Origin of the sequence: Collinsella sp. CLA-AP-H1 (genome assembly GCF_040092945.1) — a bacterium.
Lineage (GTDB): Bacteria > Actinomycetota > Coriobacteriia > Coriobacteriales > Coriobacteriaceae > Collinsella.
The window spans coordinates 18,989-31,186 of record NZ_JBBNKO010000012.1; the positions used below are offsets into that span (position 1 = coordinate 18,989).

Genomic DNA, 12,198 nt, shown 5'->3' on the forward strand with positions numbered 1-12,198 from the left:
CATAGCTGCACGTTCCGTCAATGGATTGAAAAAGGGCGGGCATAGCTTGCCCGAAAGATGCGGTGCAGCCCGGCGGCGAGTCGCCGATACCTACAGGCGCTTGAGAATCACATAGCGGTTGAGCTCGCCGCTGCGACCGTCGGCATGGAAACGCTCAAGCTCGCGCACGGGGACCTCGCCACTCTTGTAGAACGTACGCACGCCGCGCACCAGATCGGTGATTTGTTGATCGTCAAAGTGATGACAATAGCGGTAGGCGTGACGGTCGTTTTGCCAGCCAATGAGGTGGTCACCGGCTTCAAACTGCGCGGAATCGTAACCCTTAAACGGCGGGGTGAGCTCGGCGCGGGCCTCGGCGCGAACAGCCTTGCGCGCCATGCGCTCGTCGTTCATAAACTCCCAAAAGCTGATGGCGATGATGCCGCCCGGGCGCGTCTGGCGCACCAGAGCGTCGAGCACGCGTACACGGTACTCGCACGACGGCACATGGTGCATAAAGCCAAAGCAGACCGAGATGTCGGCGAGCGGGGCGTCGAAAAGCACGTCGGGCGTCTCGGCGGGGTTGAGCTTCATAAGGGCGTCGAGCACGTCGAGTTCCTGGAAGTGCAGGTTGGGAATGCGCAGCGCGTGGCCATGTGCATCGATGGCCAGGTCTTGGCACGAGTCGACACCATAGAACTCAAACGGGCAGCTGGCATCTGCTGAGGGGTTTGCGCCATCGACGCCCTTGGCGGCAAGTGCGCCGCCGGCGGCAAAGTTCTCGAATCGCATATTGCCACAGGCAAGATCGAAGACGCGGACGGGATGCTCGATCGTGGCGACGTCGAGCTGTTCGAGCGCGATATCCATGGTGCGTACCCAGCCGGGCCACGGGGCCTGGCGCGTATCGGAAAAGGAAGCGGAGTGCTCGCGATAGAACGTGTTGTTGAGCTGGATGAGCGATGAGGCGAAATCGCGGTTCACGGCGCGGAACTCCCTCCGTTGGCGGTGCGGAATAAACAGTACGACCATACTACCGTTAACGCCGCAACGGGGACAACCGAGCTGCGGGTCATTGCTTTGTTTGGACACATTTCCGCAGCTCATATGTGCCCGCAACCGCCGGTTGTCAAAAATCTCACTAGAATAGGTGGCATGCTTTTGGCAGTGGCGGATAGATTTTTAACTGTGCAAGGCGCCTTAAGAACAAAAACGGTCCGGCGGCACGGCTGGTATCACATAGGAGGAACCATGAATGTAGAAACTGCGCAGCGGCTCGCCGACCTTCGCCGCAGCAAAGGCTTTAGCCAAGAAGGGCTGGCACGAAAGCTGGGGCTGTCGCGCCAGGCGGTCAGTAAATGGGAGCGCGCGGAGAGCTCGCCCGATACCGAGAACCTGATCTCGCTCGCCAAGCTCTATGGCGTGAGCCTGGACGAGCTGCTCAATCCGAGCGATGAGATCGAGGACGATATCGAGTTTGAGAACGAGGACCGCGCCCGCCAGCGCGAGGCCGAGGCGGCAGAGCGTGCCCGCACCCATGAGGCGGCGGCGCGCGCCACCGAAGCGGCAACACAGGCGAGTGATGCTGCGGCCAAGGCGGCGCAAGCGGCAAGCTGGAGTGCGCAAGCCGCCAATGCTGCTACGGCGCAGGCGACGAGTGGCGGCGCAGTTGGCTCGACTCCGGTGAAGGGCCCCTTCCAGTCGTTCCCGTATTGGGCCGTGTGCTGGCTGCTGTTCTTTTTGCTGATGTTCCTGGTTGGTGTCAGCCCCTTTCCCGCACTGATCTTCTTTACGATTCCCATCTATCACTGGGTGGCGCGTGCGCTCGATGGCGATTGGGCGCGCGGGGATATCCAGGTTGGTCCGGCGCCGGTGGTGGCTAGGGCTCAGAATGTTTCCGCTACGGTTGATACTGGCGTGGCTACCGCGACTACCACTGACCCGATCGCCAAAGAGGGTGATGAATGATGAAGCTTTCGCATGAATCCAAGGTACGCTTGGGCGTTGGCATCGGAGCGTTCGTGCTCATCATCGGACTTGTCTTTGGCATTTCGCGGACATTGATTCATTTTGATGGCCCGTGGGATCTCGACGATGTTGTATCCGGCTTGTCTGGTAAGGACGATGCGGTTGACGAGGGCGATCTTTTGGATGGCGGTAAATATTCCGCTCGGCCTCAGCAGCTTTCGTGTACGACCTTTGATGCTGATGAGTTTCGCTACCTCGATTTCGATATCGATGCGGCTACGGTGGACGTCAAGGTTGTTGATGGCAACAAGGCTCGCGTTATCGAGCGGGGACGCGTTGCCAATGGTATGGATGCCTCCAAGGCCGCGACGCAGAACATCGCATCCGTCGAGGAATCGACGCTCAAGGTTTCTCAGTTTGGAAGTGATGACGGTAAGGCAATTGACCGCTCGGTTACGGTTGAACTGCCGCGCCGTGTTGCCGAACATCTGAAGGGAATCAACGCGCACGTGGGCTCGGGTGATCTGCAGATTGCCGGTGTCACCTGTGATGGTTTCGACCTTTTCCTGGGTGCGGGAGATGTAGAGTTTGCGGGCAGCGTGACTGATGCGCTTAGTGCAGAGGTCGGGTCGGGCGATGTAACGTTCGAGCTCTACCAGGCCCCCGCGAAGTCGATGGACGTGAGTGTGGGCTCGGGCGATGTGGAGATGACGGTTCCGAACTCTACGGGCTTTAAGGCGAGCCTCACCTTGGGCAGCGGCGACTTCGAGAGCGATTTCCTTCCGCTTGGCTATGACGGCGAGACCATATTGAATCTTGAATTCGATAACGGGGATAAGTCTGCTACGTATTGTTTTGAGGTCGGTTCGGGCGACATGTCGTTTGATTCGGAGTAGTGAGGCAGACGAAAGCCTAGGCGAAGATATAGACGCGCTGTTTGATGAAGGCGCCGAAGCCGTGACGGGCTTCGGCGCCTTTGCCTTTACAATGGGGGCATGGAACAGATTATCTTGAACATACTCGAGGCCCTGCGTCGTGGCGAGACCGTGGACGACAAAGCGCTCGTCAAACTGATACATGCCGAGGCGCGCCGTGAGGGTGCCGACAAACGCGATTTGGCCAAGCGCCGTCTGCTGCCGTTCTACCAGCGGGTAAAACGTGAGGAGCCGGCTCGTTGGGCTGGGTGGAATGTCGATGCCGAACTGGAACGTCAACTGCTGCAGGTGCTGCGTATGAAGCCGCGCCGAACGGCTTCGGGCGTGGCGACCATTACCGTCATCACCAAGCCCTGGTCGTGCTCGGGCGATTGCCTGTTTTGCCCCAACGATTTGCGCATGCCCAAAAGCTATCTGCACGCTGAGCCGGCGTGTGCCCGTGCGGAGCAAAACTGCTTCGACCCGTATCTGCAGGTGAGTGCCCGTTTGACGGCGCTTTCGCAGATGGGGCATGCGACCGATAAGATCGAGCTCATTGTGCTCGGCGGTACCTGGAGCGACTATCCGCAAGGGTATCAGGCGTGGTTTATGTCGGAGCTCTTCCGCGCGCTCAATGACGATGCCGTGGCTGGTGTGGCGGCTAACCCCATGTTGGCGCGTCCGGGCATCAGCCGTGCCGAGGCGGGGCGTCTGCTCGACGATGCGCCTGCCGATGCCCTGCCGCCGGTGGTAGCGGAGCGCCGCGAGCGCTATCGGGCTGCCGGCATTGCGACTGACGAGGCTGAGCTTGCTGCCGGCGTTGCCGACGAGCAGGGTCGTGTGGATGCTGCCGTGGGCGGCTATAACCGCGCGGTGCGTTGTCTGTACGGCCCTGGTACGCCGTGGGGCGAGGTTGCCGAGTGGCAAACGGCAACGATGGAGGAGCTTGAGCGTCAGCAGCGCATCAACGAGACGGCAAAGCATCGCGTGGTGGGACTCGTTATCGAGACGCGTCCCGATGCCGTAACGCCGCAGGCACTTACGTTCATCCGCCGCCTGGGCTGCACCAAGATCCAGATGGGTATCCAGAGCCTCGACCAGCACCTGCTCGATATCAACGAGCGTCGCATTTCGGTGGCGCAGATCGAGCGGGCGTTTTCGCTTGCGCGCCTGTTTGGCTTTAAGATCCACGCGCACTTTATGCTTAACTTGTTGGGTGCCACGCCCGAAGGGGACAAGCGCGACTACGAACGCTTTATGACCGAAGGGGCCTTTATGCCCGACGAGGTCAAGGTCTACCCGTGTGCGCTCATCGAGGGCTCGCGTCTGGTGGGCTGCTACGAGCGCGGCGAGTGGCGCCCCTATACCGAGGAAGAACTGCTCGATGTGTTGGCCGACGACATCGTGGTGACGCCGGCGTTCTGCCGCATCAGTCGCATGATCCGTGACTTTAGTTCCGACGACATCATGGTGGGCAACAAGAAACCCAACCTGCGTCAGCTCGTCGAAAACCGCTTGGCCGCTCGGGGTGACGGTGCGACGGTGCGCGAGATTCGCTATCGCGAGATCAGCACGGCGGGTGCCGACTTGGATGAGCTATCTCTTGATGAGGAGGTGGCGTACGAGACGCCGGTGACGCACGAGCGCTTTTTGCAGTGGGTGACGCCGCAGGGCAAGATCGCGGGCTTTTTGCGGTTGTCGCTGCCCGACCATTCGTTTGTTGCCGCGCATGCGGACGAGTTGCTGACGATGCCGGATGAGGCGATGATTCGCGAGGTACACGTGTATGGCATGGCGGCGCGCGTGGGGTATCAAGGCCAGGCGGCCCAGCACCATGGGTTGGGGCGTCTGCTCGTAGAGCGTGCGTGCGAGATTGCCCGGGATGCGGGTTATGCGCGTATCAACGTGATTAGCGCGATTGGCACACGCGAGTACTATCGCCATCTTGGATTTTATGACCATGGCCTTTATCTGCAAAAGGAGCTCTAGATGAACAAGCCGAGTGTTTCTGCTGGCGTCGTTGCCGGCGTTGCCCTGGGAGCCGCGGCGCTTGGTGCGGCCGCCGTCGCTGTTCGTGCTGCCTGTCTGCAGGTTGCGCGAACCCGCAATGGGTTGGCGCGTGTGAAGCGCGTGCACGATGGGGATGGCGATGAGATTCGCGTGTTGGTGCAAGGCGGCGTCTACCAAAGCGCAAGCTACGTTGGTGAGCGTTGGGCGGAGCCCGTCTTTGCGTACTATCGTGCGTTTGACGACGTGTTTGAGTCCGAGGATGCGATGCGCGATGCTTATGGTCACGGCATCGACCGCATGCTTGTGCTGGGTGGCGGCGGGTTTGCCTATCCCAAGTTCGCGCTGATGTCGCACGAGAGCTTGCGCATGGACGTCATTGAGTACGATGCCGAGGTTACGCGCCTGGCGCGCCGCTGGTTCTACCTAGACGAGCTGGAGCGCGCGGCGGGCGATCGCCTGCGGGTGATAACCGCTGAGGCTCGCTCGTATTTGGGTGTGACGAGCGTGGGCCATCGTCGCTACGACGTGGTCGTGAGCGATTGCTTTGGCGGTGCCGAGCCCGTGCGCGGGCTGGCGACCGTTGAGGCGCTGCGCCTGGTGCGGGGCAGCCTGAACCCCGGGGGTATCTACGTGGCCAATATCGTGAGCGCAAACGAGGGGAGCGATGTGACGTTCCTGCGCGACTGTGCCGCCACGGCGCTTGAGGTGTTCGACCATGCTTGGGTGGTCCCCTGTGGCGATGCAGAGTTCGGCGGCGAGGAGAATTATCTGCTCATCGCCAGCGACGGCGACCACGCCTTTGCCGAAGCTGTGCCCTTCGACACCGACTTCCTCGGCACCATCCTTCACGACAAGTAAGTCTCCCCGTCCCAAAAAGGACTGGCCTTAGGCGTGGTCGCGCCAGCTGCGGACACGCTGCTTCATGCCCTCGATGTCGAGCACGCCTTCGGCGAAGCCTTTGCGCACAAGCTCCTCGGGAACGTACTCGTCGTAGCGATCAAAATAAGGCACCTCGCCGGGATAGACGAGCTCGATGGGGTCGAAGTCTTTCTCGGCTTCGGCGGCGAGCACTTCAAAGAACGTCTCCTCGTCGGCCTTCATTTTAAACTGCATAAAGTACGGGCGTGACGGATCGAGCCCGCGAAGGCCCAGCTCCGCGGCGCATTTAATCTTGAGCATGCGCTCGAGTGCCAAAAAGGCGTAGCTGCCCAACCAGGGGAAGAGCACCCAGGTGTCGCCACCCAGGTTGATGAGCGGCTTAGTTCCCGCGCCCGAAATCTCGGCGGTATGACGAGCCTGCGCCAAGCGAGCCCGTGCGTTACCCATAAGGTACGGATATGCCGCGTGCTCAGTGAGCGCTTGGCGCATGCGCTCGAGCACATGCGTGTTAATGTCGCCGGGGCAGTCGCCAAAGTAGGCCGGCACCCGGCCTTTGACCTGCGTGGCAAAGACGGTATGGCGCTTCCAGTCCACTTCTTCGACAATCCAGCAATGTCCGGCGATGGCGATGCGCTCACCGGGCGGTGGCGGGTTGACAATCGTGCCCAGCTCGGCCGATTCACTGCGAACGGTAAACTCCTCGTTTTCCTGGAACACGGCGTAGAACTTAAAGTTGTTAATGATGCGCTCGCCCGCGAGACCCACGATGAGCCCGCCACCTTCGGTGACCTGGATATGGTCGATCTTAATGAGGTGACGTAGCAGCACACGGTAATCGTCTGCCGAGACACGGTGGAAATAACTGAGCGTGAGCACGCGCTGGGCTAGTTCGGCCGGCGTGAGCTCGCCGGTGCTGGCAAGGGTCGACATAGTCTGGTGATAGAGCAGGCTGTAGGGGAGTCGATCGAGCTCGGGCGGCTCGACCCACTTTTCCTCGCGATAGAGTTGTACGAGCGCGATACCCTGCAGGAGCTTCCAGGGAATGGTTTCGGGCATCATCGTGCGCGGCTCGGGTTCTTCCTCGCGCATGACAAACCACATCTCGGGCGGAAGGTCGCGACGGCCTGTGCGCCCCATGCGCTGCAAAAAGGAGCTGACGGTAAACGGCGCGTCAATCTGGAAGGCGCGCTCCAGGCGGCCGATATCGATACCGAGCTCCAGCGTAGAGGTGGTGACGGTTGTCTGCGCCTGCTCCTCGTCGCGCATGAGCTCCTCGGCCGTCTCGCGCAGCGATGCCGAAAGATTGCCGTGATGGATGAGAAAGCGGTCGGGCTCGTGTCGACTTTCGCAGTAGCTGCGCAGCATGGAGCACACGGCCTCTGCCTCCTCGCGCGAGTTGGCAAAGACCAGGCACTTGCGGCCGCGCGTATGCTCAAAGATATAGCCCATACCGGGGTCGGCGTTGTCGGGCGCCGTGTCGGTGGGGTTGAGAAGCGCCTGCTCGGTCGCTCGTGGGATGTCGACTTCGCCCTCGGGGGCCGAGGAAGTTCGGCGGTCCTTGGGTGCGGCCTTGCCCCGTGCCCGCTCACGACGTTGACGGCGCTCCTCTTGTGTGAGCTGTCCGCTGTGACGCATGTCTTGGGCGCCGGCGGGCAGTGCCGCTGGTGCCGCTGCCTCAATGCGCTCGCATGCGAGCACCTCAGCTTCCTGCGGACCTGTGCTCGCGAATCCTCGCTGCTGCGCCTGGGGACCCGAGTTGTAGAAGTGCTCCATGGAGATGCGCCACACGCGGCGCGGCTCCTCAAAACGGGGGATGACGCAGTTGCGTCCCGTCCCCTGCGACAGGAAGGCGCCCGTGCGCTCGGGGTCGCCGATGGTTGCCGACAGACCGATGCGGCGGGGCTGCACGCCTGCCATGCGCGAGAGCCGCTCGATAAGGCAGAGCGTCTGCCCGCCGCGGTCGCCGCGCATGAGCGAATGGACTTCGTCGATAACCACATAGCGCAGGTCGCAGAATATACGAGGGATCGCCATGTGCTTATGGATCAGGAGCGCCTCGAGTGACTCGGGCGTAATCTGCAAGATGCCGCTCGGTTTTTTGATGAGCTTAGCCTTGTGCGACTGCGAGACATCGCCATGCCAGTGCCAGACAGGGATATCGGCTTCTTCGCACAGATCGTTGAGGCGGACGAATTGGTCATTGATGAGCGCCTTGAGGGGGCCAATGTAGAGGGCGCCCACGCTTGCGGGCGGCCTCTCCCAAAACTCGGTCAGGATGGGAAAAAAGGCTGCCTCGGTTTTGCCGGAAGCCGTGGATGCCGTCAGGAGCACATTGTCCTGCGTGTTAAAGATGGCATCTGCCGCCGCAACCTGGATAGAGCGCAAGCTCTCCCAATCGTGGGAGTAGATGAAGTCTTGGATAAACGGGGCGTAGCGGTCAAAGGCGTTCACGGGGCCTCCTCTCAAAAACGAATCTCTTAACGCGGCTGGCAACGGCTTGCTGCATTACAGTCTCAACGTTCGCCCAGATAAAACCTGCCAAAATAAACCTGTCCCTTTTTGGCAGGTTAGATGGTGAATTCGGCGAAGTTACGGTCGCCGCCTGCGGTGCCGGTGTCGCCTGTTGCTGCTGCCGACACCAGCGCGTCGCCGCCGACGCTTTGCAGCAGCTCGGCTACGTTGGCGTCGGGGTTCTGGCATAGGATGTCGAGCAGCTCGATAAAGTCGCGAATGACTTCACGCGGCGTCAGATGTGTGTCGGCTCCCACACGACCGAACTCGATCTTGAGGAAGTCCACCAAGTCGTTCTCGGTAAGCGTGGGCGTCCAGCCAAAGTAGCCGGCGTGAATTTGCATGAGTTTTTCGATCAGCACCAGCAACTCCTCATAGGTGAGTGGCTGCAGGCGGATGATGGGCGCGAGCATGTCCTTAAGGTCCTCGCGCGCAAAGCGGCCCTGAGCGAGTCGGCTGCGCAGGGCCTCGTAGGAGAACACGCCTCGGCGGCGGTCTTCGATAGAGGTTGGAGTGCCGCCCATGATCATGCCCAGGTACTGCGCCTTGCCCTGGAGCGTGTCGTTGTACATAGTCAGAATCTTCTCGTAGTTGTATTGGCGCGTGATCGCGTTGGGAATCTTGTACAGATTCACGAGTTCGTCGATGAGCACCAGCATGCCCTTGTATCCACTGCAGACCAAAAAGCGTGCAATGAGCTTAACGTAGTCGTACCAGTCGTCATCGCTGATGATGGTCGAGGAGCCCAGCTCGGCGCGAGCCTCGCTCTTGGTACGGTATTCGCCGCGGATCCATTTGGTCACGCGGCTCATGGCTTCCTCGTCGCCCTCGGATACGGCCGTGCGATAGCGGCGAAGCATGCGGGTGAAGTCGAAGCCGTGGACCATCTCCTCGAGCGGGGCCAGTTGGGCATTGACGACCGACTCGTCGACGTCGGCACACGAGGCAACCCAGCGATCCAGAATTAGGTTGAGCGCACCGCCCTCGGGGCGCGTCTTGGTCGATATATTGCGTATGAGCTCGCGGTAGGTGGCAAGGCCCTGCCCCTGCCCGCCCTGCAGACGGCGCTCGGGGGATAAGTCTGCATCGGCGACGACGAATCCCTCGCCCATGGCATGCGTTCGGATGGTTTGGAGCAAAAAGCTCTTGCCGGCGCCGTAGCGACCGACCAGAAAGCGGAAGCTTGCGCCGCCGTCGGCGATGAGACTCAAATCGGTGAGCAGGGCGCGAATCTCGACCTCGCGTCCCACGGTGATATAGGGAAGGCCGATGCGCGGGACCACGCCGCCCTTGAGCGAGTTGAGAATGACGGCGGCGACGCGCTTGGGCACGCGGGGTGCTGCGGATGCGGTATCACTCATAGTCTAGGTATCCTCTCACGTCTGCTTCGTAGTCCTCGATAATTTGCGGTCCTGCCGCGCCAAATTCAATTACGGTGTCACCCACCAGGTCAAAGAGCGCCTCGTTGATGCTATCGACGAGCATGTCCTCGCTCTGTCCCGAGTGCGCCACTGCCGATGTCGCTTGCGCTGCGTTCTGCTCGAGCAGTGCGCGCAGATACGCGGTTGCGGCGGGCGCGAGTTCGCTCGCGGCGTCAGTGGGCGCAGCCGCTGCGAGCGGGGGCGTCGGCGCGAGAAGCGGTGCCACGACACCAAACTGTTCGGTGGATATGGTTGGCTCGTCGGTCTCGTCCTGCCGAATGGGTGCCGCGACCGCCTCGACAATCGCGTCGGCTACGGGCTCGGCTTCCGGTTGCCCTGAGTCCGCTGCCTCGGCTTCCACAGGTGTGCCGTCCTCGCGCTCTTCATCGATCAAAAGCGCTTCGCGCGTTTGCGCAGCGGCGCTCCGAATGTGCCCCAGCTGACTCAGATCGATATCGATCTTGACGGGTTGGTGTGCGGCGTCCCACGAAAGCCATGCCACAATCTCGTCATCGATAATCTTGGCCAGATATTTGGGGACCTTTTCTTCCTTAAGGGGATGGGCGGGGTCCAGCGCCAGGCGCAGGCGTTGGTCGCAGGCGCGCATCATTTCACCGAGCTTGCTGCTCTTTTGCCTACTACCGTGGATACGCATGCATTCCCAAAAGCCGTTTTGGCAACGGTAGATATGGATGGGATCCAAGCGGTATTCGCAGTCCTCGTGGCGCTCGGGCGCAAAGAATACGGCCGAGGCAAACATGGTGTAGGGCATGGCCGTCTCCTCCCCAAATAAGCTCGCCACGATGCCGGTCTTTCGGTGCGTGTCATAGTAGCGCGCCATACGGACATACACGGCGCACGCCACGTGGCGCAGATCGCGGTGGTGGCTGCGGTCGAGCCGCGAGTTACTTAGGTTGTACGTGGAGAGGGCGTTGATGGCGGCCATGAGTCGCTCCTCGCGCACCTCATCGGGCGGAAGGGGGAGCGTGTGCTCGGAGGTTTTGCGACGCTTGGGGGTCTGGCCGGACGGTGCCGGTGCTGGTACAAGGTCTCGTGCCGCGCGCCGCAGCTCGATAAGGGCGTTATCGAACATGACGGTTTTAGAGTCGCGAAGCAGCTTGGGGTCGAGCCCGTGGAACACGGCGTAATCCTGCAGCCACACGCGTGCAAATCGGTCGATGCCGGGCTCGAAGGCGCGATAGACATCCCAAAAAGCCTTGATCTTGTTAAAACCATCGAGCGGGTCATCTACGCCAATGCCGCAAATCAGCTCATAGAGATACAGAAAGGCAAAGGACGTAGACGTTTCCTCGACGGTTCCGCGGCGCACTTGGGCACGCCAGGTAAAGTAGCCGCGCAACTGCCGGTCGCTCATGGCGTTGTAGGTGGGAAAGTACGATTTAAAGGTGCCGTTGTAGGGACAGTCGTCCTCAAAGTCGGCCATCAGCAGGCCCTGGCGGTAGAAAAGCTCGGCTTCCGAAAGCCAGCGACCTGCGCCGCCTTTGGGGTCATCCTGCCAGCGCGATATCTCGCGCATTTTACGGTACTGGTCGGGGAGGAAATTCTGCATCTGTCGGCCGGTTTTGAGAATCGGCTCGTCTGCGTAGACTTCATGTGAGAAGCGGGCAGACTGATGGGTCCGGGCCTCGGCCATAATGCGCTCGATGAGCATCTTGATGTCCTGGTCGGCCACCGCTCCTCCTCTCGAACGCAGCTACGGTGACCTCATATCATAGCACAGCATCAAACAGGTGTTCGAGATACCGCTGCGTAGATAGATTTAGAACAGGAGGGCGTAGATGACGGCGATGACGACGGAGGGGAGCATATTGGCCGTGCGGAAGGTCTGAGGACGGATGAGGTTGACGCCGACGCAGAAGATGAGCATGGAGCCTACGAGCGAAAGGCTGTTGAGGGCTGCTGTGGTCATGATGGGGGAGAGCGCGCCGGCAAACAACGTGATCGTCCCCTGGAACACGGCGACGGGCAGGGCGGAGAAAATGCAGCCGCGGCCAAGCGACGCCGTCATGGTGCAGACGATGATGCAGTCCAATGCGCCTTTCAGGGCAAGCGTTGACCAGTCACCGAGCAGACCGTCCTGGATCGATCCCACAATGGCCATGGCGCCGATACACACGGTGAGTGAAGTCGAGACAAAAGCGTTGGTGAACTCGTTATCGCCCTCGCTGCCGGTTTTGCGCTTGAGCCATTCGCCAAGGTTCTCGATGGCGGCTTCCAAGTTGACGGCCTCGCCGATGAGCGAACCGAGCGCAAATGAGACGATGAGCATGGCGGTACCGGTGGTCGCTAGCGCCTTTCCATCGATGATGAGCATCTTTTGCATGGTGCCGCCCAGGCCGATAAACAGGACGCACAGCCCCGATGCTTTCATGAGCGTGTCTTGGATGCGCGGTGTAATGAAGCGGCCGCCCGCTAATCCTAAAAGACCGCCCGCAACTAAAAGCACAACGTTGATGATTGTTCCCAAGCCCGGCATGAGCCCTCCTGTATTGATG

The 12,198-nt window shown here is 60.8% G+C and carries 9 protein-coding genes; 4 read left to right on the plus strand and 5 right to left on the minus strand.

What is annotated here, in order from left to right:
* Positions 1–90: 90 nt before the first annotated feature.
* Positions 91–963 (minus strand): hypothetical protein, encoded by an 873-nt coding sequence (locus tag AAAV44_RS07360; RefSeq protein ID WP_349115203.1) that lies wholly within the window; start codon positions 961–963, stop codon positions 91–93.
* 267 nt (positions 964–1,230) lie between these two features.
* Here AAAV44_RS07360 and AAAV44_RS07365 point away from each other — a divergent pair, with 267 nt between their 5' ends.
* The 4 genes from AAAV44_RS07365 (at position 1,231) to AAAV44_RS07380 (ending at position 5,729) form a co-directional block, all read left to right on the plus strand.
* A complete protein-coding gene (locus AAAV44_RS07365; RefSeq protein WP_349115204.1) occupies positions 1,231–1,947 on the plus strand; it encodes a helix-turn-helix transcriptional regulator in 717 nt (238 codons plus the stop codon).
* The gene (locus AAAV44_RS07370) at positions 1,944–2,843 is read left to right on the plus strand and encodes a DUF4097 family beta strand repeat-containing protein (protein ID WP_349115205.1); all 900 of its coding nucleotides are present in this window, start codon (positions 1,944–1,946) and stop codon (positions 2,841–2,843) included. The genes AAAV44_RS07365 and AAAV44_RS07370 overlap by 4 nt, the downstream gene beginning before the upstream one ends.
* A 99-nt stretch (positions 2,844–2,942) precedes the next feature.
* Positions 2,943–4,850: an elongator complex protein 3 gene (locus AAAV44_RS07375; RefSeq protein WP_349115206.1), complete on the plus strand. Its 1,908-nt coding sequence runs from the start codon at positions 2,943–2,945 to the stop codon at positions 4,848–4,850.
* On the plus strand, positions 4,851–5,729 hold the full coding sequence (locus tag AAAV44_RS07380) for a fused MFS/spermidine synthase (RefSeq protein WP_349115207.1): 879 nt from the start codon (positions 4,851–4,853) through the stop codon (positions 5,727–5,729).
* 27 nt (positions 5,730–5,756) lie between these two features.
* Here the strand turns inward: AAAV44_RS07380 and AAAV44_RS07385 are convergent, their stop codons facing one another.
* The 4 genes from AAAV44_RS07385 to AAAV44_RS07400 form a co-directional block, all read right to left on the minus strand.
* Entirely contained in the window at positions 5,757–8,201 is a 2,445-nt protein-coding gene (locus AAAV44_RS07385) for a DEAD/DEAH box helicase (RefSeq protein WP_349115208.1), read from the minus strand.
* A gap of 116 nt (positions 8,202–8,317) precedes the next feature.
* Positions 8,318–9,622 (minus strand): ATP-binding protein, encoded by a 1,305-nt coding sequence (locus AAAV44_RS07390; protein WP_349115209.1) that lies wholly within the window; start codon positions 9,620–9,622, stop codon positions 8,318–8,320.
* Positions 9,615–11,375 carry a TerB N-terminal domain-containing protein gene (locus AAAV44_RS07395; RefSeq protein ID WP_349115210.1) on the minus strand — a complete coding sequence of 587 codons (1,761 nt, stop codon included), beginning with the start codon at positions 11,373–11,375 and terminating at the stop codon, positions 9,615–9,617. The genes AAAV44_RS07390 and AAAV44_RS07395 overlap by 8 nt, the downstream gene beginning before the upstream one ends.
* 87 nt (positions 11,376–11,462) lie before the next feature.
* Positions 11,463–12,179 (minus strand): DUF554 domain-containing protein, encoded by a 717-nt coding sequence (locus AAAV44_RS07400; protein ID WP_349115211.1) that lies wholly within the window; start codon positions 12,177–12,179, stop codon positions 11,463–11,465.
* Between the last annotated feature and the right edge of the window lie 19 nt (positions 12,180–12,198).